The sequence below is a fragment of the Brucella pituitosa genome (assembly GCF_965577835.1).
Taxonomy (GTDB): Bacteria; Pseudomonadota; Alphaproteobacteria; order Rhizobiales; family Rhizobiaceae; genus Brucella; species Brucella pituitosa.
Map to the genome: position 1 here is coordinate 660,085 of NZ_OZ264094.1, position 23,826 is coordinate 683,910.

Here is a 23,826-nt window from a genome sequence, read left to right on the forward strand (position 1 = left end):
ACCGACAACTTTCGACCCCATGCACGAACCCGCTACGCGGGAGGGCGCATGTGGCAAGGTTTGACGTTTTAGTCTGAAGCACTGGGCAAATAGGGGTTATGGTTAGAACATGGAGTTCCTTTCAACAGGAGGAACTCGCAATGACCATATTTCACAATGATGTCCCTACCACACCACTTCGCCAGCGTATGCAGCAAGATATGGTGATGCGGGGCCTGGGATCCCATACACAGCATGATTACATTCGACATGTCCGTCGCTTTGCCGCTTTCCTCGGGCGACCTCCCGACACTGCGGATGCCGAGGATATCCGACGCTACCAACTGTACCAACATGATGATGGTGTGGGACCGGCCACAATCAACAGCACAGTTTCGGCGCTCCGCTTTCTGTTCACGGTGACGCTGAAGCGGCGGGATTTGGCGCGAATGCTGGTGATAACCCGCAATCCACGCAAACTACCCGATGTGCTGAGCATAGAGGAAGCTGCACAGTTGCTCGAGGCGGCACCAGGCATCAAATACAAGGCGGCACTCGCTGTCGCTTATGGTGCGGGCTTGCGTGTCTCCGAAGTCGCCCATCTCAAGGTCGATGATATCGATTCAACGCGCATGTTGATCCGGGTCGAGCAGGGCAAGGGACGCAAGGACCGCAATGCCATGCTTTCTCCGCAACTTCTGGAACTTTTGCGGCTATGGTGGCGCGAAGGCAAGCGGCGCGGCGTCATGCTGCCCCATGGCTGGCTGTTTCCGGGACGCAGCCGCACCGGTCCGATCTCGTCGCGACAATTGCATCGTGCGGTGCAGGAAGCCGCCGAGGTTGCCGGTATCCACAAGCGCGTCAGCCCGCATACATTACGCCACAGCTTTGCCACCCACCTTCTGGAGGACGGAACCGATATCCGGATCATTCAGGTTCTGCTCGGACACAGCAAGCTCGAGACAACCGCGCTTTACGCCAAGGTCTCCACCCGAACGATCCACGCGGTCGCGGGGCCTCTCGACCGGCTGATGGCGCTGATGGAAGGCAAGACACCCGACAGCTGAGCCGTGCGTGCCTCGATTGAGGTTGCCGATATTTTCCGTGCAGCAGGGCCTGCCTACCGTACCGCTCATGCCGGGCACCTTAGCCTCACCCAGCTCAAGGTCATGTCGGCGATCGAGAACTGCCGCACCGCAGCGCTCGGCGGCCACGTCGAAGCCTGTGAGGATTGCGGGTACTGGCGTATTGCCTACAACTCCTGTCGCAACCGGCACTGTCCGAAGTGTCAGGGCGCATCCGCGCGGACGTGGTTGGCCGAACGAGAGGCAGACTTGCTTCCAGTGGGCTACTTCCATGTTGTGTTCACGCTGCCAACCGAGATCGCCGATATTGCGTTCCAGAACAAGGCGCTCGTCTACGATTTGCTGTTCAAAGCAGCATCAGAGACGATGCTGACCATCGCGGCTGATCGCAAGCACCTCGGCGCGCGCATTGGCATCACCGCAGTCCTTCACACATGGGGTTCCGCGATAACGCATCATCCACATGTCCACATGGTCGTGCCTGGCGGGGGCATCGCCAGGGACGGAAGTCGATGGATAGCATCGCTCCCGGCCTTTCTGTTTCCCGTACGCGTGCTCGGCAAACTGTTTCGACGACTGTTCCTCACACGGCTGGTTGCCCTGCACGACGCCGGGCGGCTTGGCTTCTATGGATTGATGACACACCTCACCGAGCGGCGGGCATTCCTGCGCTACCTTTCTCCAGCCCGAAAGAAACGCTGGGTGGTCTATTCCAAGGCACCGTTTGCAGGGCCCGAGGCGGTGCTAGCCTATCTGTCGCGCTACACCCATCGGGTCGCAATCTCGAACAGCAGGCTGATCGCATTCGACCAGAGTGGTGTAACCTTCCGCTACAAGGACTACCGCCGCGACAGCTGCGACCGCCAGCAGATCATGACGATCACGGCTGACGAGTTCATTCGCCGCTTCCTGATCCATGTCCTGCCGCACGGCTTCCATCGTATCCGCCACTATGGGTTGCTCGCCAGTTCCGCCCGCAAGGCCAGCCTTGCACTTGCCCGTGAACTCCTCAACGTCGCCGCACCGCCCGATGACGATACGCCCGATACACCGGACGACTCCCGCACCCCATGTCCCTGCTGCGGTGGACGCATGATTGTCATCGAAGTGTTCGAATGCTGTAGAAAGCCACGCGGACCTCCGAATGCAGCGTCAACATACCGGGAGACCTCACCATGACCCGGTGTGACAGCATTCAGACATCAGCCGCAGGTGCCACACTTCCGGCAACGGAGCCGTGTGCGGATATGGTGACCATCGGTACCGATAAGACTACATTCACCGACGCGAAGCACACACAGCATCAGGATGAGAAACAACCAGGCAATCCGTTTGTTACTATCCAGGCGCTTTCCGGAAATGCCATCCCTATCACCAACGTCAGCCGAAAATCGAAATCCCCATAACCATTACAATCTGGCCCGCGGGTTCCTGCATGAGGGGCTTTCGTACGCCTGACGGCACCCGAAACCCTTCACCATTGTGGACGTTCGCGGGCTCGGCATACCTTTTTGAAATCGGCCATTGTTGTTGCTTGGCGAAGCTTGGCTGCTGATGGAGTGGGACTACCTAGCTCGGCGCTCGATGTAGATGCGATCTGTCCGCAAGACTGCGGATGGCGCGGTTCCGCCAAAAGTCGTCCTGTTCCAAATGCGTGATGCTCCCCGATCCCGCTGGAAAGCTTGCAAACCCGATTGCATCCATAGGTAGCTTCATCCACGCGCAGATAACCAGCGTCAGTGTAAAGCCGTGCGTGACGATGATCTGCGTTTCCTCTGGACGCGCCACAATCTTATCAACAGCTCGATAGATACGCTGTGCTGCCTGCCGTCGTGTTTCGGCACCGACTATGCCCACTTGATGGTCCATCCGGTTGTCGTCAGGTGCTGGTATGTAACGCTCGTCCAGCCAGGCCTGCGGTTTTCCTTCCGCTTCGCCGTAACTGATCTCACGCAGATCAGGTGAAACGATTACCGTTCCACCGAAGTGTCCGGTGATAGCGCCGGCAGTTTGTGATGCGCGCAATAAGTCGGAACTGAATACTTCAACTTTCCGATCTCCCACAATCTTGGCGAGCCGATCCCCCGTTGCGGCTGCATCTCGGAGGCCATCGGCAGTAAGGCTCGTGTCATACCAACCGCCGACCTTGCCTTCCAAATGATGACAAGATTGAGTGTGCGTTATCACAAAAATATTCTTCATCGGTAGGATGATCTCCGGGAAATTTCTGGCAGCTTTGGGTAGCTACCATCTCCAAAGCGGACTGTCAGGTGTCCACCCCTTCTCAGACATTTACTGAGGTGTAGGCAGACCGTCCGCTTTTGGGTGTGCCCGACAATCATTCCAATGACCGATAAAAGGCGCGTTGCCGATCGGCCGGTTGCGACCCATCAATGCCGGTCAAGAGCTGGCGCTGCGGCCCCGGAAGCTGTCGAGCGCAATGACGGATCGACACGCCGCTTGACGATCGACGTCAATTCGTCCGTATGTCGGGTTCCCCATTCGCAAAGCTGGACGAGGGCTTGTGCGAGGCTGCGGCCGAAGCTGGTGAGCGAATACTCGACCTTGGGCGGGATCTCGCCAAAGTCGAGACGGTCGATGATCCCGTCTGCCTGCAACTCCTTGAGCTGCTGGATCAACACCTTGTCGCTGACCTTCCCGACCGCGCGGCGCAGTTCGCCGTAGCGCAATGCGCCGTGCATGAGGTGATAGAGGATCAGCGGTTTCCACTTGCCGCCCATCACAAACAGGACCGCATCCAGACCGCAGGTGAAGGGACTTGTCATTACACGCGCTCCATCAAATTTTGGTACTTACCAAATGGTGCATACTAGAATAACAGGCAGTTTACCCCTAGTTCAACCTCTCCACAATAAAGGAGAATGAGGTTGTCATGGGCAAACTAGAAGGAAAGATCGCTGTCATCACCGGCGCAAATAGCGGTATCGGCCTCGCTGCTGCCAAGCGGTTCGTGGCCGAAGGCGCCCACGTCTATATCACGGGTCGTCGGCAGGAGGAGCTCGACAAAGCGGTCGCGGAGATCGGCTCCGACGTGACGGCGGTGCAGGGTGACGTGTCTCGGCTTGAGGATCTGGATCGTCTTTTCGGGACGGTGCGCACCCAACACGGGCGCATTGACGTGCTGTTCGCCAACGCGGGTGTGGGCGAGCTGGAGCCGCTGGGACAAATTACGGAAGCATCCTTTGATCGGACGTTCGGCGTGAACGTTAAGGGCGTTGTTTTCACCGTGCAGAAGGCCCTGCCGCTCATGGGCGACGGGGCGTCCATCATCCTCACCGGCTCGACCACCGGAACGATGGGAACGCCGGCCTTCAGCATCTACAGCGCAACGAAAGCAGCGATCCGCAATTTGGCGCGCAGCTGGGCGTTGGACCTAAAAGGCACGGGCGTTCGCGTGAACGTCCTGTCGCCTGGGGCCACCGCGACCCCTGGTCTGCACGGCGTTGCGGTGGCCGGCGGGGAAGACGCGATCTATGAGCAGCTGATCGCCCAGACCCCTTTGGGGCGGATCGCCGATCCCGACGACATCGCTGCAGTCGGTCTTTTCCTTGCATCAGACGATAGCGCCGTGATGACCGGAAGCGAGGTCTTCGCGGACGGCGGCATGGCTCAGGTCTGATCCGTTAGCAAAGCAGGTCGAAGCACGAACGGCGGCTATTTCGCATAGCGAGCCGTTCGCTGCCGGTCTGTTTTCCACCCCCTACTGGTCGTTGATGGCATTATAGTGGAACGACTGGTTTGAAACGCGTGAGAATACTACGCTAACGACTGAGATAAAGCGCTTAACAGTCCGGCAGCTTTCGACCTTGATGGTCGCCGTTCCCAAGGCTACGAGTTACAACCGAAGCCTGCCGTTCGTCTGGGAAGACCGACGGTACAGCTTGGACTGTGAGCAATTGGTCTGCACAAAGCTGCTTTCCCACCCACAAGATCATTTTTTGCGACCCGGTAACGATTTCTATAAACCAAGGTATGACATTGTATTTCTCTACCCACGGTGCCGCAGCGCATCCACAATGACTTTGAACGCCGGGAGGTTCTGGCGGCGGCTGGGATAATAGAGGAAATAGCCATCGAAAAACGGCGACCAGTCGTCGAGAACCTGGACCAGTTCGCCCGAAGCGATCTGCCGCTCCACAATGTTCTCCGGCACATAGGCGATGCCATAACCATTCAAAGCGGCGTCGATCATTGCGTAAGAGTTATTGAAGGTGAGCTGGCCACCGACACGAACCCGTAACTCCTCACCGTCTTTTGCAAACTCCCAACCATAGAGACCGCCTGCGGTCTCGTGGCGCATGTTGATGCAGATGTGCCGGACGAGATCCTTCGGGTGTGCTGGCACGCCATGCGCATCGAGATAATCCGGCGATGCTACCGCAACCAGCCGCCAGTCCGGTCCGATGCGGACCGCAATCATGTCCTTCTCGACGCTTTCGCCTAAGCGCACGCCAGCATCGAATCCTTCTTCGACGATATTGCGGAAGGTGCTGTCCAGCAGCAATTCGACACTGATGTCGGGATAGTCTTTAAGGACTGACTTCAGCTTCGGCCAGACGACACTTTCTAGCGCATGGTCGGACAGGGTTAGCTTTATCGAGCCCGACGGCTTGTCGCGAAACTCCATCAGCGCGCCGATCTCCTCCTCAATCTCTGCCATGCGCGGCGTGATCGTTCGAAGCAGGCGCTCGCCCGCAGCCGTCGTTGCCACATTGCGCGTCGTGCGGGTCAGAAGGCGGATGCCCATCCGCGCTTCGAGCTGCTTGATCGTATGACTGAGCGTCGATTGCGCTACGCCGATCCGTGCAGCTGCCTTTGTGAAGCTCCGCTCCTCGGCCACGATCCGAAACCAGGTCAGGTGGTTGAAATCGGTTTGCTCCATGTGTCCCACCTGCTGCATCCATGAAAACATTAATCGACCACGTCGATTGGTTCATGCGGATTTTAGCGGGTAATCGCTTTATCACAAAGCCGATAGTTACATGCGAGCAAAATTTCAGAAGAAAGTGGATAGTATGGATGCCCTCACAGCAGATGCAAGTAGCAGGGCCGTTGCCGCCTGGGGCGCCGTTCTTTCGATGGCACTCTGCGTGGCGATGCTGATCGCATCAGAGTTTATGCCAGTCAGCCTGTTAACGCCGATGGCCGAAGGGCTGCGCGCGACCGAAGGGCAAACCGGACAGGCGATCTCGATCAGCGGGCTGTTCGCCGTCATAGCCAGCATGCTTGTCACCACCGCCGCCGGAAAGCTGAACCGGAAGTCGGTGCTGATCGCGCTGACGGGTTTCATGCTGCTGTCGCTGGTTCTGGTCGCCACCGCGCCGAATTTCACAGTCCTGATGATCGGCCGTGCTTTGCTCGGCATCTGCATCGGCGGCTTCTGGGCGCTAGCCACCGCGGTCATCATGCGGCTGGTTCAGGCTGAGGACGTGCCGCGCGCGCTTGCGCTGATGTATGGCGGCCAAGCGATTGCAGCAGCCTTCGCGGCCCCCGTCGGCAGCTATCTCGGCGGCATGTTCGGCTGGCGCGAGGTCTTCTGGGCGCTGACGCCGATCGTCGCCGTCAACATCGTCTGGCATGTGATCGCGCTGCCGTCCCTGCCTGCCGGCGGGAAGCAGAACTTCGGTGCCATGTTCGGCCTGCTGAAGCGCCCATATTTCCTGCGCGGCCTCGTGGCCTGCATGCTGTCCTGGGGTTCGGCCTTCACCATGTTCACCTATCTGCGCCCGTTTCTGGAGCAGGTGACGGGCGTGGATGTGACCATGCTTTCGGTGCTCCTGCTGCTTCTGGGCTGTGCGGGTTTCATCGGCACATGGGCCGCGGGCCGGTTCATCAAGGGCAATGTCACCTCCCTCCTGAAGTTGCCGGCGCTGATCATGGGCGGTGCGACCGTCGGGCTTTTGCTGCTCGGCTTCTCGATCGCAGCCGCAGGTCTCTTCATGGCGATCTGGGGCGCGATGAACACCATGTTCTCCGTCATCTGGATGACCTGGATGTCGCAGAACGCGGACGACGCGCCTGAGGCTGCCGGCAGCCTGATGGTTGCGGCGATCCAGACCTCGATCCTGCTCGGCGCGGTGGTGGGCGGCTTCCTGCTGGATGGTATCTCCATCCAGGCCACCTTTATCGGCAGCGTGGTTCTGGCCGTTCTCGCGGTCATGCTGATCGGCAACGGCCAGCGCCTGTTGAAGCCGAAGGAGGCCTGACATGACGGTGGCTTCTCGAATTTCCCGGCGTTCGCTGCTGGCCACCGGTGCGGCAAGCCTCGCCATCCCCACACTGATTACCGCGCTGACGGGCAAGGCCGGGGCGCAGGAAGGAGCCGCCATGCGCCTCAGATTCACCTTCGCCGACCAGGTCTTCACGGCAACGCTGGAGAATACCGCGCCCGCCCGCGACCTGTTCTCGGTGCTGCCGCTCGACCTGAAGATCAGCGACTACGCGGACAACGAGAAGATCGCCTATCTGCCGCGCAAGCTGAGTGGAGACGGCAGCAGCCGCATCAGTAACGAGGCGGTCGGCGACCTTTGCTATTACGCGCCCTGGGGCAACCTCGTGATGTTCTACGCCCCTTATCGATGGTCGCGCGGCCTGATCCGCCTCGGTCGTCTGGATGGCGGCATTGAGCCCCTCATGGTGCGAGGCGAATTCCCGCTGCGCGTTGAGGCACTGTCCTGATCCTCAGTGCTGCGCACCCCACTGCCAATTTTGCCCTCATTGATCGAGGGCTTCCGATAAACAGCAAGGAGAATCTGACATGAATCAGCAAAGCACTCCCCGAAACGCAACCGAACAGGACGCACCCGACACGGGCCGCCGTGATCTCCTCAAACTTGCTGGCGTGGGTGTCGCGGCCCTCGGCGCAGCGTCGTTCCTCAGCACTCCAGAAGCAAAGGCTCAGACGATGTCACAGGACTGGGACAAGGTTTTCCCGAAAAGCGAAAAAGTCGACCACCTGAAAGTATCGTTCAAGAACCGCTACGGCATCACCTTGTCGGGCGATCTCTATCTGCCAAAGGAACGGGCGAACAGCCGTCTCCCCGCCATCGTCGTCAGCGGCCCGTTCGGCGCGGTGAAGGAGCAGTCTTCAGGTTTCTATGCGCAGACCATGGCCGAGCGCGGCTTCGCCACGCTGGCCTTCGATCCATCCTATACCGGCGAAAGCGGCGGTGAGCCGCGCAATGTTGCATCCCCCGACATCAACACCGAGGATTTCATGGCCGGCGTGGACTATCTCGGCCTGCACGATGCTGTCGACCGCGAGCGTATCGGCGTGATCGGCATCTGCGGCTGGGGCGGCATGGCGTTGAGCGCCGTCGCGGTCGACAAGCGCGTCAAAGCCGTGGTCGCCAGTACCATGTATGACATGACCCGCGTCATGTCGAAGGGCTACAACGACAGCGTGACTTTGGAGCAACTCGCCGAGACGCTGGAGCAGTTGAGCCGGCAGCGTTGGGCGGATGCCGAAGCCGGAACGTCGGCCTATCAGGCAGCATATAATGCCACTGTCGCGTCGGACTCGCCTCAGTTTATGATCGACTATCACGACTACTACAGCACGCCGCGCGGCTACCACAAGCGTGCGGTCAATTCTGGCAACGCCTGGACGCAGACCACGCCCCTGCCTTTCATGAACCTGCCGATCCTGACCTACATCGCCGAGATCTCGCCGCGGCCGATCCTGTTCATCCACGGTGAAAAGGCCCATTCGCGCTACTTCAGCGAAACCGCCTTCGCGGCGGCTGCGGAGCCGAAGGAACTGATGATCATCCCGGGCGCCAGCCATGTCGATCTCTACGACAAGGTCGACCTGATCCCGTTCGACAAGCTGACCAGTTTCTTCAATCAGCATCTCGCCGCTTAACCTGCGTCGGCGCCTACACACATGGTGCAGGCGCCGTAATTGGTTGAGAAACATCAGTAGCCGTTTTCTCAAAAGGCAGCATATCTATTGCGAATTCCAAGAGCCGTCGGATTGATCACACTTTCACAGGCATTTACTGAGGCGCATGTAGAATGTCCGCTGTTGGGTGTGCCCCGCGAAAATTCCACTGACCAGAATAAACGCGTTACTGACGGGCAGTTTTGCGAGCCTATCGGAGACATTCTTTCAGTCGGCTGCCTCGCTGCGAAGCAGACGGCAATCGACAGTCGCAGCTTTTTTGGAAATCTTGCGACAGAATAATCCTATCAACCATGGGATGCCTTTGGCGGGGTCAGATAAGTTCAAGTTATTAGTCGCGCGTCGGTTCAATTGAAACTGTTGCAGTGCGGCCCGCAATGAGCCGGACGGCCGCCGGGATGTCATCGATCTCGATCCGTACCGGAATCCTTTGGGCCAGACGGACCCATGAGAATGTCGGAGCCACGCTTGCGAGGGAGCCGACAGAGTCGCTTCGCTCCCGATCCTCGATACCGGCGGCGAAGCTTGCAACATGTCCGATCACCGGTTCCGGCTCACCCATAATATCGATCCTCACCAGATCGTTGACATGGATTCTGGGAAGCTTTGTCTCTTCGAAATATCCTGCGACATAGATGGATTCTCTTTCAACCAGCACACCGATCGCACTTCCCGCAGTAACATAGTTCCCCTTGCGCAGAGAGAAGTTCGTAATCGCTCCTGAAACCGGCGCCTTCACGGTTGTCCGCTCAAGGTTGAGTCTGGCCAGATCCCGCGCTGCAAGTGCTGATTGATATGCTGCGTCTGCCTGATGCATCTGGCTTTCCGCCTGCTGCCGCTGTTTTAGGCTAACTGCTTGTTTAGAGGCGAGCAGTTGATATCGTTCGAAATCCGTCCGCGCCAGCTCCGCCACGGCCTTCATGCTCAGTGTCTGAGCTTCCGCTTCGCGGAGTGCAAGCATGAAACGATCTGTTTCTATGCGGAACAGCGGCGCCCCTTTCTCCACCCGGGCGTTGTCCGACACGAAAACCTCAGTGACCGGGCCGGAGACATCCGGCGCAAGTCGCACGATATCAGCACGGATGTGAGCGTCGCGCGTCCATGGCGCGTCCATGTAGAAGGACCATAGGTGCCAGCTCAGTATCGCGGCGCAGCCCACCATAGAAAGTGTCAAAAGAGCTCGTCCGGAAATGATGGTGACATTCTTCATCTTTGAAACCAGTTTATAGCGACAGAAAACCCACCAAGGAGGGTGACGTAGATTGCTAGATTGAACAGCGGGCGATGCCATACCAGTCGATAAAATCCGACATTGTCGAGAACCGATGTGAGAACGCGGAACACGCCGTACGCGAAAAGGGCCACCCCTGCGAACAACGGCAGGAAGACGCCGTAGAGATCGAATTGTCCGGTCACGCGGCGATCCTCCTTGTAGGTGGTGTTGTTAAAACCGGCGGATCAGCATCCGGGGCGAGGCAAAGGCGAAGACCGGCCGCGCTCACCAAAAGCTCCGCTTCCGCAGTTGATGTAATCTTCCCCGGAGCGGAAAGAATAAGATCGTCCAAAATCCTAAGGGCACTTTCCAAAGATCCGCGACGGCCACAGGACTTCAGGTCGTACACTCCTTCCAGCACCTCGAAGACTGCTTCCGCTTTACAGCGGATAGAGCTGGACGCTTCATCAGTAAGCATCTGCATCGCCATCATATGAAGTCCCGTCCGCAGATCCCGTGTAAGGTCGGCATTTGCGGCATCGGAAGTCGGTGGAAGTTTTGCAGCTCTGGAAGCAAAGAGGCCGGCAACATCGATGATGCGATGATGCGTGACGTGGGTGTCGGTATGTCTGCCGGCTGCGATTTTCGCAACATGCTTCTGTGCAACGAAAAAAAGCCTTCTGGCGTTTGTCTCAGCCCTTACGGATCGGAAGAGCCTGCAGACCACAATCGTCCAGATCATCGCAAGAATGGTCGCGATTCCTGTGTTCGCGAATGTGAGGAAGTCGCTGCTCTGGTGTGACTGGAGCATGAGAAGAAGAGGAAAGTTTATACACAGTCCCATCCCGACGACTGCCAGGGAAGGCACAGCAAGGCATATCCCAGCCGGGATCAGAAACAGCCCGAGAGCTGCGGCGAGCGGCATAAATCCGTCGATCATCGGAAGGACCGCGAAGCAGTAGACGAACGCTGCGACAAGCGCACCGATTGTCACGCCGACAAACTTACGCATGGCAGGGGCTGGATCGTCCATGGTTGCAAGCAGGCAACAAAGGACGCCTGATATCTGTGTGAATGTCATTCCGTCAGGCCAGCCGCTAGCGATCCAGAAAAAGGCCGATGACGACAAGCAAATCGCGACTGCCAGCGCTGATAACAAAGCCATGCCGACGTCACGATGATGGGTTGGCGTCTGGTCGAGAGCAGCGAAGCGGCGAGCCGCTCTCGCCGTGTTCTCATCTTCTATGGCTTCGCGAAGGGTGCCGCAGTCATCGGAGATCCGAAGAATATCCCGCAGATTCCGAGCGGCATTTGCAAGAAGGTGCTTTTCCCAAGAATGGGGCGCATCAAAACGGTCTAGCGCATAAATTTCTGTCTTGAAGCTTCCAGTGGGATTCTTTGATCCAGAGCCGATCGCCGAACCGACGGCCGCAATCAACGACAAAGCCTCTTCCGAGCCGGGCGTGTTAAGCTTGACCAGTGATCGACGTAAATCCTCTAATTCTGCCAGGAGTGGAAGGAGAGATACCATGCGGTGCTGCAATGATCGCACCAACGAAATTGCACGTCGATATCTGGAGCCATCATATTGAAGATGGGTTGTAAACGACCGCAAGTCTGCCGCATCCGCAGCCAGACCTAGTCGTTCCATTCTGCTCTGGCTTTCGTCACATTCTCCGACCGCTGTTGCAATGAGGAGCGGCTGCGCCCTGGCCATCCATCCGTCGATCCGATTGACGATAACGGTACCCACATGAGCTGGAAAGACGACATGGCTGACGATCGACGCGCATAAAATTGCAAGACCGATCTCTTCAATGCGCGACACGACTGTGTCGAACGTGTTCGCCGGAACCGTAACCAACGGCAGTCCCGCAAGAAGCACCGTATATCCGGCCAGCAACAGGACATAGCTTCGAGGCGTGCGGTCCAGAAGGCTGATGAAAGTGCATGCCGATACCCATGCAACGATCGCTGCTGAAAGCAGTATCGGCTCGTTCACCAGGTTCGGAACCATGACGATCGTTGCACCGCCGCCGATGAGGGTTCCGAGCAATCGATAGACCGACTTCGAGGAGATCGCGCCCGAAAGCGGATGAGCGACGATGTAGACGGTTGCCACCGCCCAAAACGGTCGAGGAAGATCGAAACTGACGGCGATATAATAGGCAAGCATTGCTGCCAGGAATGTCTTCAATGAAAAGACGACTGTGCCGGTGGTGACAACCGGCCGAGCGCTCAAACCTCATCTCCTGACTGTGAATTGCTTCGCATGACTCCGCGCTCATCAATGGTGCCGGTGAGGCCGTAGATCGCAGGCGGGACATAGCAAAAAAACGGCGCCGCAACGCAGGCGTGCAGATAAGCTTCTGCAGGGTCCACACATGAAATGGCCGGCGTATTTGTCGCCGGAGAAGTCAGTAAGGCACGGAACCAGGAGAGGAAGGAGCTCGTTCTCCTCAGAGTAGTGGGGAGGTGCCTTCGAGCTGCCCCGGCCCTCGACAGCCGTAATGAGGCTTCGATTGACGAGAACGGGGTATAATGATGATGGTGTTGTTGAGATGCCATGGTCTTCTCCGAACGTCATATCCATTCGAAAACCTATCGACAAATCAGATCGAGGAATTTAGTTATTCTCTCACATGATATCGAAATTCAGCCAACATCCGATGTCCCTTTCCTGGGCTCGGGACGATCATGATCTCGACAAGTCCACGGCGCGGGCGAGTGCTGTGAGGATCGATGTGTCGCAGAATGAACGCGAAGCACCTGAGCATCGCCATCGTAAGGGCCAACTCGTTCTGGCTTTGCGGGGAGGAGTGACCTGCCGCGTTCCGAGCGGGATGTGGATGGTACCCCCTCATTGTGGCGTCTGGGTTCCAGGGGGTATGCTGCACAGCAATGTTGCGACCGCCAATGCTCGCTTGTTCTTCTTGTTCATTGAGCCAGGCGCTGCCGACCTTCCGGACCGATGCTGCACACTTTCCTTGTCTCCACTTGTCAGGGAACTTATCATCGAGATGGCTGACCAGTCCGCAGTCGCGATGGCCGATGCTGAACTCATCACCACGCTGCTTCTATCGGCTCTGTCGCGTATGCCAGTAGAGGATCTGCATCTGCCACTGACGGATGAACCTCGACTTGAACGGATCGCGCGCGCATTGGTTGACGATCCTTCCGACCGTAGCACGATAGCGCAATGGGCGACGCGAGTAGCGTTGAGCGAGAATTCGCTCGCTCGTCTCGTTCAACAGGAGACCGGCCTGACTTTCGGTCGTTGGCGACAGCAGCTGCAGTTGATCATCGCACTCCGAAGCCTTGCAGCCGGGGCGACGGTGCAGCAGGTTTCTGGCAACCTTGGATATGAATCGGTGTCTGCGTTCATCACTATGTTCAAGAAAGCGCTTGGCACATCGCCGGCGAAATATCTCAAGAACCGGGACCGTTAATCATCCGCGATTACGGTTACAGATGCGCAAGCCGGCTTTGAATAACCCTTGGCGCGAACCTCCCTTTATTGCCTAATTCCTGGCTGTATCGCCAAGATTGCAGACACTAAAACATCCGCGACATTTCTGTCGCATACGTTGGCTGGGAGAGTTTGCCTTGCCACGCAGCCATTTGCAGGACCAGAAGATCTCTCGCACACGTTGCCAGTCAGAAAGCTGCCAATCCGTTTCCTCCTTCAGACGTTTACTGAGGTGTCAGCAGACCGTCCGCTTTTGGGGGGCTAAAATCATTCAAATAACCGGAATTGCGCACTAAGCAGATGTCTGATCCGTAGAAATTGATCCACTCGTGCCCCTTTTTCCTATTGGCCCAACAAAACGACCCTCGGTGCCAATAGGCGATTGCTTCTATTCTCACTTCTTAGGTTGCCGTGCGTGCATATCGAGCCGGGGACATTCCGGCATATCGCGCAAACGCGACACTGAAGGTGCTTGCCGATCCGTAGCCCACGCGTTCTGCGACCTGTTCGATTCCGAGTTTCCGGTTCCGCAACAACTGTTTTGCGAGCGCCATGCGCCAGGCCAGCAGATATCCCATCGGAGATTGACCGACGATGCGATTGAAACGCGCAAAGAAGGCCGAACGGGATAGTGAGGCTTCGTTTGCAAGATCGGTGACAGTCCATGCATGCTCGGGCCGAGCATGCATCGCACGAAGTGCGGCTGCCAGACGTTCGTCACCTAGTCCACGGCTCAGGCCAGGCGCGGAGGTGGTTTCCGTTCCGCATCGCAGCGCCTCGATCAACAACACTTCGAGAAGTCGTTCCAGTACGAGCTCACGTGCCGCGTGCAGCTCACGCGTTTCCTCATCCACTAACTGCATCAGCGTGGCAAGCCGGGGCCGATCACGAACGAGAACCACATCCGGCAACAGTGAGACAAGCAGGGCTGAATCCGGCGCGCCGAAGCTGCAATGGCCGATCCGCATGCGCAGATCGGCGGGACCGCTATGGCGTCCCACCCGGAAATTCCCTTCACTGACCTGTGTCGGCAACGTGGCGGACAGACCAATCTGCGCATCGATACTCTCGTTGACCAGGTCCTGCATCGCCGGCGCAAGGACGAAGTCGCCGGCCTGAAGCACGAATGACCGATGGCCGCCGAACGTAACGCGGCAACTCCCCTCCAGGATCGCGCAATAAAAAGGTTCGCCTGTAGCCTCACGACGAATTCGCCACGAGCCCGCGCATTCCACCAACTTCGAGAAGCGAGCGGCAGGCTGCAGCAAAGTGACGATTTCGGCGAGAGGATCGACGGTCAATATCAGGACTCATGCTAAAGAAATGTAGACTATCACTTATATTAAGTCCTTTGTCTGTTCGCTACCATAGCATCTGATCTTATAGGGAGATGTTTATGCCAACGATATTGATCACTGGTTGCTCGTCGGGCTTTGGTTTGCAAACCGCAAAACTGTTCCTTGAAAGGGGTTGGGACGTGATCGCGACGATGCGAACACCAGACGAAAATCTGTTGCCGTCCTCCGATCGCCTGCGTGTACTTGCGCTCGACATCACCGATTCAACGAGTGTCGCCCTGGCAGTGGAAGCGGCAGGCCGCATAGACGTTCTGGTCAACAATGCTGGCTTCGGCGCGCCAGCTCCAGTTGAACTGACAGCACCAGAAACTGTAAAGGCACTGTTTGAGACGAATACGATTGGAACATTGGCGATGGTTCAGGCTGTCGTGCCGCAAATGCGCCAACGCCGGGCTGGGGTCGTCATTAACGTCACATCCACGGTAACGGTCAAGACATTGCCGGTCGTCGGGGTCTATCGCGCGAGCAAGGCGGCCGTAAACGCCTTCACCGAGTCGCTAGCGGTGGAAATGAAGCCATTTGGTGTGCGCGTCCATATCGTTTTGCCGGGCCGTTCACCCGAAACAAGCTTCGGCGCTAACGCCCGTCCGCATCTGCGCGGCATGGACGACCCGGACTATGCGCCGCTTCTGCAGCAATTCATAAAGAGTGTGCAGGAAGACACAGGTCCCGTGACGTATGCACCTGACGTAGCAGAGGCAATTTGGCGGGCTGCCACCGACCCGTTTGCCCCACTGCGTATCCCCGGTGGCGCGGACGCAGAGCTTTGGATGGATGAGGCAGGTTTGTAATAGGACCTGCGGTCAAAACCAAGCACCTCACACATCGAAGAAATCCGGATTCGATGTGGAATTTACGTCAAAGCAGAAGCTCTTTCACAGATACGACCAACCCGTTAATCGTTTTGACAGACCTGCAATCTGGACCGCCTCAAAACGCGATTTGGAAATCCAGACAGAAAAAAGCGAACAGACACTTGTGAGACGTTCGAAAGCAAGCTTGACTATCGGAATTGCGTTCAATGCAGCTTGATAACCACCCGCGGACGTTGACAGCATTGTAATTGGACGACCGCTTTGGAGGGCGTGGGCCTGCTAAGTTAATTTCTAAAATGGCACGCTTAACAGGCTCGCAGCTATCGGTCTTTAAAATTGGCCGCCAAAAGCAGCAATGAATATGCAGAAAGCGGTCGTAGCCAAGCGTTGCTAACCTAAGCGTCTTCTCAGTTTCTGAACTCAGCTTGAGGATCTGGATTTACAACTCTGTCTGGTCGTAAGCCCGTCGGCGCGCCTTTATGGCGTCCAGATTGTCGTGGACCCAGAAGTTGAACCCCTCAAGGGCGTGCAAGGCACCGTGGCCGATATCCGTCAACTCATACTCGACACGTGGGGGCACTTCAGGAAAATAGTGACGTATGACGAATCCGTCACGCTCGAGATTGCGCAGCGTAAGCGTCAGCATGCGCTGGGTGATTTTACCCACCTCTTTATTCAATTCTGAAAAGCGGAGCCGATGATCCTCGGCGAGAGAAAGGCGCCAAAGAACCGGCACAGTCCATTTGTCACTCAGCAAGCTGCAGACCCCGTTTGACGGGATGGGCCTGAATTGCCTGTCGTTCTCTGATCCGCGCGCGGTGCCGGCATCAATCTGTTCATCCAAGGGTATCATCCTTGTGCCTGACGCTGAAAAATGTGCCGTCTTCCGGCAAAACTACATTCGTATATATAGACTGTCCTTGTTTAACGCGAGGGTTTCAAATGACCAAGAGCAAGCACCCCATTCTGGTTTTCGGCGCTACCGGAAGACAGGGAGGATCTGTTGCCAAAGCCTTGTTGAAGGCGGGATGGCCGGTTCGCGCGATCGTTCCGGATTCCAGCAAAGTGACATCTTTACAATTAAGAAATGCGGGGGTCGAACTTGTGCAGGGTTCATTTGAAGAGACCGATGCTATACGCTCAGCGATGAAAGGCGCTTATGGCGTCTTTAGCGTGCTGCCAGCAAACTTAGCCGCTGAGGATGAAGTTCGTTATGGTATATCGGTTGCGGATATCGCTGCTGAAATCGGCGTCAATCACTTTGTTTATTCGTCGGGTGCCAGCGTGGGGAATGAACTGACAGGCGTTCCGCGTTTCGACGCCAAACCTCGTATCGAAGCCCATATTCGACAGCTTGACATGACTACCACTATCATCCGACCGATGATTTTCATGGAGATGCTTGTGCGGCCTGGCTTCGGTCTCGATGAGGGCCGGTTGGTGTCCTTGATCCAATTGGACCATTCTATTCAGCTTACCGCCGTGGAAGACATCGGCAAGTTTGTTGCTGCCGTTTTTGCCGACAAACCCAGCTTTGGTGGCAGGATTCTTAAGATCGCAAGCGACCGCCTGACCGGGCGCGAACTAGAGGTGGCCCTCAGTGAAGCAGCCGGTCGCCCGATAACCTATGAACGGTTTCCCGACGACGTACTCGCTGCAAACGCTGATCTCGCGCATATGGCAAAGAGTCTGGAAGACGGGCCGCTTGCCGAGCAGGTCGATCTGAAACTCATGCAGGAAATCAACCCCGACCTGCTGACTTTTGCGTCCTGGCTTGCTGGTGATGGGCGCAGGGCGCTCAATGCAGCTTTGCGGGCGTCAGTCTCGTGACGCCGCGCCAGCTTCAATAATCACAAACGAGCCGCAACGCGGGCAGGCCTACCAGGCAGCTTTCGACATTTGCTGTCGTTGCATCGCTACCGAGCAGACGTTTGCGGGTCATCAGTCGCGCGCCAAGGCTTCGATCGGGTCTAGCTTTGCCGCATTGCGGGCGGGGAGGAAGCCGAAGACGATTCCGATCAGGGTCGAGCAGGCGAAGGCCACCATGATGGAGCCCGAAGAGAAGATCATTTTGAAGTCGGCGCTCAGCAAATTGAAAAGAGCACTGATCCCGAGGGCGAGTATAACTCCCATGAAGCCGCCGACAAGGCAGACCAGAATGGCCTCGATCAGGAACTGGGAGAGGATGTCGCTGCGGCGCGCGCCGACGGCCACACGAACCCCGATCTCCTTTGTGCGCTCGGTCACGGACACCAGCATGATATTCATCACGCCGATGCCGCCGACAATCAGCGAGATCACAGCGACTGACGAAATCAGTAGGGTCAGGGTTCTGGTGGTGGTCTCGATAGTCTCGCGAATGGTCGCCGAGTTGGTAAGGAAGAAGTCTTTCGCGCCATGCCGACGCTCGATAAGGCGCGAAACTGCTGCCTCGATATTGCCCGGATCGACATCGTCGCTGATGCGGACCGTTATGCCATCGACATTCGGACGACCCAGCATGCGGCCCATGACGGTTGTGTAAGGCGCATAAACGGTCAATGTATCAATCGCCGGTCCGAAGGAGTTCTCCTGTTTTGTCACGCCAACGACCCTCGCCGGCATTGTGCCCAGAAGGATGACCTGTCCTACTGGGTTCACCCGGTCGGGAAACAGCTCTCGCGCAGCGTTTGCATCAATCACCACATTCTGGCTGTAACCGGTAACATCCCGGGCATCGAATAGTTGGCCATGCGCCAACTCAAGGGCCCGTACACGAAAGAAATCGGCGCCGACCCCGGTAACTGTTGCATTGACGGCCACGGCAGCGCGCTTGACAGTTATGCTCGTCGCGACGCTAGGCGTCACGCTGTCGACATAGGGCTGGTTCGCCAAGGCCTCTGCGTCGGCGGCCACCAGGGTCCGTATTCGCCCCGCTTCCAGATCGCCGAAGCCTTTCCCGGCCCGCACTTCGATCGTATTGGTGCCGAGCGAACTGATACTGTTCAGGATTTGTTGCTGCGAGCCAGTTCCAAGGGCCGAGATAGCCGCCACCGAGGCGATGCCGATGATTATGCCGAGCATGGTCAGAAGCGAGCGCATCTTGTGCGCCCAGATTGCGGCGCCCGCCATACGAAAGGCTTCGGTCATCCGATCGATTGCGCCGCGCCAGCCAGCATCCGCACCGTATTCGCGGATGGGACGAGCAGTCGCGGCGGACTTGGGTATATTACGCTCGTCGGAAATGATAACGCCGTCGCTGATCTCGACAACCCGATCCGCGTGGTCGGCGATCTTCTTGTCGTGAGTGACCAGAATGATGGTGTGCCCTTCGGCGTGAAGCTCACGCAGAATCTTCATAACCTCGGCACCACTATGCGTATCCAGTGCTCCGGTCGGCTCGTCGGCCAGAATTATCTCGCCGCCGTTCATCAGCGCACGGGCGATGGACACCCGCTGCTGCTGGCCGCCCGACAGCTTGCCGGGGATATTGCCCATCCGCTCGGCTAGGCCCAGGCGGGTCAACAATGAAATGGCTCGCTTATGCCGGTCGGACCGGCTGCGTCCAGCATAGATGGCTGGTACCTCGACGTTACTGGCCGCGCTGAGGTCTCCAAGCAGATGATAGCGCTGGAAGATGAAACCAAACCGCTCACGGCGTAGTGAAGCCAGTTCGTCTACGGTCATCTTTGACGTCTCGCGTCCTTCAATCCAGTAGTTGCCGGTCGTTGGACGATCGAGGCAGCCTAGAATGTTCATCAGGGTCGACTTGCCAGAGCCCGAGGCGCCAATGATGGCCATCATCTCGCCGGCCTCGATGTCGAGATCGACGTCTTTCAATACCCGCACCATCTCGTCGCCTGCGGGGAAAGCGCGGGATACCCCACGTACGCGGATCAGTGGCTCTGTCATAGCTTGCCTTACCGCTGCGCGGCGGCCAGCTGAGCCTGGCCATCTGCACGTTCGTCTGTGGATGCTCCCAGGACGATGATCTCGCCTGCCTGAAGACCGCTCAGGATCTGGATATTCGCGCCGTTGTCGATGCCGACCTGCACCTCCCGCATCTGCAACTCGCCGGCCGCGTCGAGTACCCGGATGCGCGCCGTGTCGCCGACCTGCGGCGCGCCTTCCACTGCACTCAGGGGAACCAGTACGGCATCGCTGACGCGGCTCAGAACAATGGATACCTGCGCTGTCATGGAGGGCCGCAGAACCCCGTCCGCGTTCGCGACGTCGATCAGCCCGGTGTAATAGACCGCGCCGTTGGTTCCGCCAATCCCGCTCGCGCCGGCGTTGCCCTCGTTGGCGATGGAGGCGGGGGCTGGTTCAACCTGGCGCAACTCTCCATCGAAACGCCGCTTCGGGTCGCCAAGAATGCTGAACCAGACCGGCAGGCCCCGCCTTACGCGCACGACGTCAGCCTCGGAAATATCCGCACGCACCGTCATTGTGTCCAATCGTGCGATCATGACGATGGTCGGCGCGGTCTGCAGGGCATTCACGGTCTGACCTTCTTCGGTGACGATCGCCACCACGGTGCCGGCGATAGGGGCGGTGATGCGGGTATAGCCCAGTTCTATACCCGCAGACTCCAACGCGACCTGCGCCTGGCTGATCTGTGCGTCCAGCGCCTGGACCTGTGCCCGCTCACTGTCTAGCATGGCGACAGCCGCGTCATGCTGGGCGCGTGGCGTCGAACCGCCTGCCAGCAGCTCACGCTGGCGCTCGAAATCCTTTTCGGCTTTCACCAGACCGGCTATACGTGCGGTACGGAGGGCGCGGATGTTAGCCAGGGCGGACTCCCGGTCCCGCAAGGTGTTGCGACGGGTCTGTGAATCGATCTCGGCCACCAACTGGCCAGCCTCGACGACGTCACCGATCTCGACGGCCAGGCGCTCAACGCGACCCGAGGCCTGGGCGCCGACGCGCACCAGCTCGAGCGGTTCGAGAACCCCGGTCGCCAGCACGACTTCTTCAATGTCGCCTTTTTTCGCTTGCGCCGTCACCAGTTCTGGCTTCGCCGGTGGCCGCAGAAATAGGTGCCAGACGACCAGCAAACCGACAAGGGTCGCCGCCGCCAGGATCAGACGCTTGCGGGTAATGTATCGTGTCATTAAGCCTTGGTCCGTGCTATTAAAAATTGCGGGCTTTCTCTGTCACGAAAATTGCACCAACATTACGGGGACGGGGTTGTTGCTGCCAAAAGGCGTTTGAAAAAGTGGCGTTGGTCCTCGCCGCGTCTAATCCGTTTAGCGCGAGCGACCGGCTCTACGGCTGCCGGAAAACGCTCCTCTCGCGCCAGCGTACAGCAAATGTACTGCCCTTGCCTGGAGCAGACGAAAGCTCAATGTAGCCGCGGTGACGGGTCAATATCTCGTCGACCATGCTGAGCCCCAGGCCCGCTCCGGAGCCATGAGGGCTGACCCGGTAGAACGGTTCGAATATGCGAGATTGTTTATCGACGGCAATTCCGCAGCCCTGATCGGCTATCATCACGCTGCCGTCAACCTCGATACCGACGGATATCTGTCCTTTTCCTCCTCCGTACTGGATCGCATTGCGCACTAAGTTGATGAATGCGCGCTCCAAAGCTTCGGTGTCACCACGAACGAACAGGTCTTCCGCGTCGCTGTCGAATGAAATCTCGTAGCCTTCAGCGATGGCCAGGGGAGCAAGGTCGGCGATCACCTTAGACACAACGCTGTTGAGATTGACAGGTGCATTCTGCTGAGGCTTCTGCCGGTACTTCTCTGTCTCGAGAAGCTGGTTGGCGATCGCTGTAAGTCGCTTGTTGGCCATCTGCAGGTGCGTCTTGTCCGCACTTGGTGAAAGGGTATCAATTCTCACTTGCAGAATAGCGATCGGCGTACGAAGTTCATGCGCGGCGTTAACGAAGAAACGTTCCGTCGTCTCGAAGCCGCTGTCTAGACGACGCAGCGCTCTGTTAATGTCGCGTACCAGGCGAAGCACCTCATTGGGCAAGCCATGCTCTTGCACCAGGGCACCACGTGTGTCGAGATCAATCCTGTCGAGACGCTCGGTCAGATCGTTGAAGGACCGCAGCGCCCAGCGTGTGACAAACGGAACGCCAATAAGGGAAATGGCGACGAGGATCAGTGCCGGCACGCCGATGGCAAGGTTCCCCAACAGCACGGTCACACCATATTGGGACATCGAAACACCGCCAGCAAAAATCGTCGCCTCACCAGCTTGGGTGTCGAAACGCTCCATTCGGGCAACGCTAAGCGGATCATCCAGATTGCCATGAAGCTCGACATTTCTAAATGTCTTCAGAAACGATATATTGCTGGTAATGACCTGTGGAGTTGCGCCATGTGAGAGGACGCCGCCATCGCCCAAGTCTGCCACAAACCACAAGTTGGGCGCGTCCTTTATCATCTCTTTCAGTTTGTCTGTCGGCTCAAGACGGGCCCGACCATCCGGACCAAGATCGATTGAATCGGCGATTTCTTGGGACAGCCAGATGGATGTAATCGCCACATCGGGTTTGATGCCGGAAAGGAGATAGAAAACCAAGCCGAGTGAGACGATGACTGCGCAGAGCTGCAGCACAATAAAACCAAGAGTGAATCTCCAGCGAAGAGATGTGCTGGACATCTTATTTCTGCTCATGAAGATAGTAGCCTATGCCGCGAATGTTCTTGATGACGATGTCGGCCTCCGCTTCGCTAAGCTTTCGGCGCAGTCGAGACATATTGGACTCCAGTGAGTTCGACTGAATCTCATCATCAAAGGAATAGACCTGACCTTCTAGGGACGAGCGCAACACGGTGCGACCGCGGTTTCTTAGAAGCGTTTCCATGATGAGCAACTCCCGGCGAGTGAGTGAAACCCGGAAACCGTTGACATACACATCGCATGAAACGCGATCATAGGTAACATTTCCTGCTGACAAGACGGATAGGGTGGTTGTCGGCGCGCGCCTCAGCACTGCGCTCATTCTGGCAATCAGCTCTGGAATTTCGAACGGTTTGGGCAAATAGTCATCAGCACCGTCATTGAGGCCAGAAATTCGCTCGTCGGTCGACCTCAGAGCGGAGATGATGATTGATCGCGTATTTGAACCCGCACGACGCAAATCGGCGAGAAAAGTACTGCCATCACCATCCGGCAGTTGCCGATCGATCAGGACGATATCGTAATCCGCCATAGCGATTGCTTCCCGCGCCGTCGCCAGATCACCAACGGCGTCAAGAACGATGCCATGCTGCGAGAGGGCCGTTCTCAACGCATCCGTCATTTCTGGATCGTCTTCGATAAGTAGAAGTTTCATAGTCGCCTAATCGGTCAAGTCTCGGACTATCATTCCCGATAGTCTTTACAGCAAAACGATGTCTCTGGTTCAGGTAAACTCACGGTCGTGACGTCCTGATCCTCAGGTTGCTGGACATCATGAAACCGCAGTGGACGTGGAGACCGGAGAAACCGAAGCCCGTCCGGTATCCATCTCGCCTTTGAGGTGCGCCACCCAGGCCGCAATCTTTATCGGCAGCGGCCGTAATTATCCCTGTATCTGCAGTCGTAGTTCCGGCGGTCCCGTTGTTCCCAGCGGTCGCGGCTGTTTCTGTTGTTACGTTCTCTGATGTTTCCTACCACGGCCCCGCCCGCGCCACCTGCGGCGGCTCCCACTGCAGCGCCCTCCCAGGTACCGCTTGCCAGCCCACCAATGATAGCGCCGCCCGCAGCACCAATGCCGGCGCCCTTTTCCGTCTGGCTGCACGCTGTCAGCGTCAAGCAAACGAGTACGCCTGAAATGATCTTTTTCATGCCTGTCCTTTCGATCCATTGCCACTACGGCCGTCCGTCGACCGTTGATAAGCACCGAGACTGAGACGTATGGCTGCCGAAAATTACGTAGAAGTTACGAAGAACTATCGGCCTCGACTCCGGTCGAAAACGCAAATTCGTGCAGGATGCGCGCCTTCGCGACAAGTCATTGGCAGGTAATTCCGACGCCTGATCGATAGGCTCCGACGTCGCCCG

23 protein-coding genes are annotated in these 23,826 nt (G+C 57.5%); 10 read left to right on the forward strand and 13 right to left on the reverse strand.

Annotation, left to right across the window (positions count from 1 at the left end; translation table 11 throughout):
- Nucleotides 1-140: 140 nt before the first annotated feature.
- From ACSME1_RS22425 to ACSME1_RS22435, 3 genes are read left to right on the forward strand one after another with little or no spacing between them, the layout of a single operon-like run.
- Nucleotides 141-1,046, forward strand: coding sequence for a tyrosine-type recombinase/integrase (locus ACSME1_RS22425; protein WP_435655518.1), 906 nt, complete (start codon nt 141-143; stop codon nt 1,044-1,046).
- Between the two features lie 3 nt (nt 1,047-1,049).
- Complete coding sequence (locus ACSME1_RS22430; RefSeq protein WP_435655519.1) at nt 1,050-2,243, forward strand: IS91 family transposase; 1,194 nt, start codon at nt 1,050-1,052, stop codon at nt 2,241-2,243.
- Nucleotides 2,240-2,470 carry a hypothetical protein gene (locus tag ACSME1_RS22435; protein ID WP_435655520.1) on the forward strand — a complete coding sequence of 77 codons (231 nt, stop codon included), beginning with the start codon at nt 2,240-2,242 and terminating at the stop codon, nt 2,468-2,470. Before ACSME1_RS22430 ends, ACSME1_RS22435 begins: the two co-directional genes overlap by 4 nt.
- Before the next feature lie 163 nt (nt 2,471-2,633).
- On the opposite strand, the gene ACSME1_RS22440 is transcribed toward ACSME1_RS22435, so the two are convergent.
- Nucleotides 2,634-3,266, reverse strand: a complete 633-nt coding sequence (locus ACSME1_RS22440) for a histidine phosphatase family protein (protein WP_435655529.1) — start codon at nt 3,264-3,266, stop codon at nt 2,634-2,636.
- Nucleotides 3,267-3,454: 188 nt separating this feature from the next.
- Complete coding sequence (locus tag ACSME1_RS22445; protein ID WP_435655530.1) at nt 3,455-3,850, reverse strand: winged helix-turn-helix transcriptional regulator; 396 nt, start codon at nt 3,848-3,850, stop codon at nt 3,455-3,457.
- A 107-nt stretch (nt 3,851-3,957) separates the two neighbouring features.
- Here ACSME1_RS22445 and ACSME1_RS22450 point away from each other — a divergent pair, with 107 nt between their 5' ends.
- A complete protein-coding gene (locus ACSME1_RS22450) occupies nt 3,958-4,704 on the forward strand; it encodes an SDR family NAD(P)-dependent oxidoreductase (RefSeq protein WP_435655531.1) in 747 nt (248 codons plus the stop codon).
- Nucleotides 4,705-5,073: 369 nt separating this feature from the next.
- Here the strand turns inward: ACSME1_RS22450 and ACSME1_RS22455 are convergent, their stop codons facing one another.
- Complete coding sequence (locus tag ACSME1_RS22455; RefSeq protein WP_435655532.1) at nt 5,074-5,967, reverse strand: LysR family transcriptional regulator; 894 nt, start codon at nt 5,965-5,967, stop codon at nt 5,074-5,076.
- Nucleotides 5,968-6,163: 196 nt separating this feature from the next.
- Between ACSME1_RS22455 and ACSME1_RS22460 the strand changes: the two genes are divergently transcribed.
- The 3 genes from ACSME1_RS22460 to ACSME1_RS22470 all read left to right on the forward strand — a co-directional run bounded on the left by ACSME1_RS22460 (nt 6,164) and on the right by ACSME1_RS22470 (nt 8,949).
- Nucleotides 6,164-7,291, forward strand: coding sequence for an MFS transporter (locus tag ACSME1_RS22460; protein WP_435655533.1), 1,128 nt, complete (start codon nt 6,164-6,166; stop codon nt 7,289-7,291).
- A 1-nt stretch (nt 7,292) separates the two neighbouring features.
- Complete coding sequence (locus ACSME1_RS22465; RefSeq protein ID WP_435655534.1) at nt 7,293-7,763, forward strand: cyclophilin-like fold protein; 471 nt, start codon at nt 7,293-7,295, stop codon at nt 7,761-7,763.
- 79 nt (nt 7,764-7,842) lie between these two features.
- Nucleotides 7,843-8,949, forward strand: a complete 1,107-nt coding sequence (locus tag ACSME1_RS22470; RefSeq protein ID WP_435655535.1) for an alpha/beta hydrolase — start codon at nt 7,843-7,845, stop codon at nt 8,947-8,949.
- Between the two features lie 370 nt (nt 8,950-9,319).
- Here the strand turns inward: ACSME1_RS22470 and ACSME1_RS22475 are convergent, their stop codons facing one another.
- From ACSME1_RS22475 to ACSME1_RS22485, 3 genes are read right to left on the reverse strand one after another with little or no spacing between them, the layout of a single operon-like run.
- A complete protein-coding gene (locus ACSME1_RS22475) occupies nt 9,320-10,198 on the reverse strand; it encodes an efflux RND transporter periplasmic adaptor subunit (RefSeq protein ID WP_105708103.1) in 879 nt (292 codons plus the stop codon).
- Nucleotides 10,195-10,404, reverse strand: a complete 210-nt coding sequence (locus ACSME1_RS22480) for a DUF1656 domain-containing protein (RefSeq protein ID WP_105708102.1) — start codon at nt 10,402-10,404, stop codon at nt 10,195-10,197. Before ACSME1_RS22480 ends, ACSME1_RS22475 begins: the two co-directional genes overlap by 4 nt.
- On the reverse strand, nt 10,401-12,443 hold the full coding sequence (locus tag ACSME1_RS22485) for an FUSC family protein (RefSeq protein WP_105708100.1): 2,043 nt from the start codon (nt 12,441-12,443) through the stop codon (nt 10,401-10,403). Before ACSME1_RS22485 ends, ACSME1_RS22480 begins: the two co-directional genes overlap by 4 nt.
- A gap of 400 nt (nt 12,444-12,843) precedes the next feature.
- Between ACSME1_RS22485 and ACSME1_RS22490 the strand changes: the two genes are divergently transcribed.
- A complete protein-coding gene (locus ACSME1_RS22490) occupies nt 12,844-13,650 on the forward strand; it encodes an AraC family transcriptional regulator (protein ID WP_111786035.1) in 807 nt (268 codons plus the stop codon).
- A 421-nt stretch (nt 13,651-14,071) separates the two neighbouring features.
- Here the strand turns inward: ACSME1_RS22490 and ACSME1_RS22495 are convergent, their stop codons facing one another.
- A complete protein-coding gene (locus tag ACSME1_RS22495; RefSeq protein WP_105708099.1) occupies nt 14,072-14,971 on the reverse strand; it encodes an AraC family transcriptional regulator in 900 nt (299 codons plus the stop codon).
- 95 nt (nt 14,972-15,066) lie between these two features.
- Between ACSME1_RS22495 and ACSME1_RS22500 the strand changes: the two genes are divergently transcribed.
- Entirely contained in the window at nt 15,067-15,819 is a 753-nt protein-coding gene (locus tag ACSME1_RS22500) for an SDR family oxidoreductase (protein ID WP_105708098.1), read from the forward strand.
- Nucleotides 15,820-16,282: 463 nt separating this feature from the next.
- On the opposite strand, the gene ACSME1_RS22505 is transcribed toward ACSME1_RS22500, so the two are convergent.
- Nucleotides 16,283-16,696: a winged helix-turn-helix transcriptional regulator gene (locus ACSME1_RS22505; RefSeq protein WP_105708095.1), complete on the reverse strand. Its 414-nt coding sequence runs from the start codon at nt 16,694-16,696 to the stop codon at nt 16,283-16,285.
- A gap of 89 nt (nt 16,697-16,785) precedes the next feature.
- Here ACSME1_RS22505 and ACSME1_RS22510 point away from each other — a divergent pair, with 89 nt between their 5' ends.
- The gene (locus tag ACSME1_RS22510; RefSeq protein ID WP_105708093.1) at nt 16,786-17,673 is read left to right on the forward strand and encodes an NmrA/HSCARG family protein; all 888 of its coding nucleotides are present in this window, start codon (nt 16,786-16,788) and stop codon (nt 17,671-17,673) included.
- A 111-nt stretch (nt 17,674-17,784) separates the two neighbouring features.
- Here ACSME1_RS22510 and ACSME1_RS22515 read toward each other — a convergent pair whose 3' ends face one another.
- From ACSME1_RS22515 to ACSME1_RS22535, 5 genes are all read right to left on the reverse strand, one after another.
- Nucleotides 17,785-19,734: a MacB family efflux pump subunit gene (locus ACSME1_RS22515; protein ID WP_105708092.1), complete on the reverse strand. Its 1,950-nt coding sequence runs from the start codon at nt 19,732-19,734 to the stop codon at nt 17,785-17,787.
- Between the two features lie 8 nt (nt 19,735-19,742).
- A complete protein-coding gene (locus ACSME1_RS22520; protein WP_105708090.1) occupies nt 19,743-20,936 on the reverse strand; it encodes an efflux RND transporter periplasmic adaptor subunit in 1,194 nt (397 codons plus the stop codon).
- A gap of 154 nt (nt 20,937-21,090) precedes the next feature.
- Entirely contained in the window at nt 21,091-22,440 is a 1,350-nt protein-coding gene (locus ACSME1_RS22525) for a sensor histidine kinase (RefSeq protein ID WP_105708088.1), read from the reverse strand.
- Nucleotide 22,441: 1 nt separating this feature from the next.
- Nucleotides 22,442-23,116: a response regulator transcription factor gene (locus ACSME1_RS22530; protein WP_105708087.1), complete on the reverse strand. Its 675-nt coding sequence runs from the start codon at nt 23,114-23,116 to the stop codon at nt 22,442-22,444.
- Between the two features lie 209 nt (nt 23,117-23,325).
- A complete protein-coding gene (locus ACSME1_RS22535) occupies nt 23,326-23,610 on the reverse strand; it encodes a YMGG-like glycine zipper-containing protein (protein ID WP_128094653.1) in 285 nt (94 codons plus the stop codon).
- Nucleotides 23,611-23,826 lie beyond the last annotated feature (216 nt).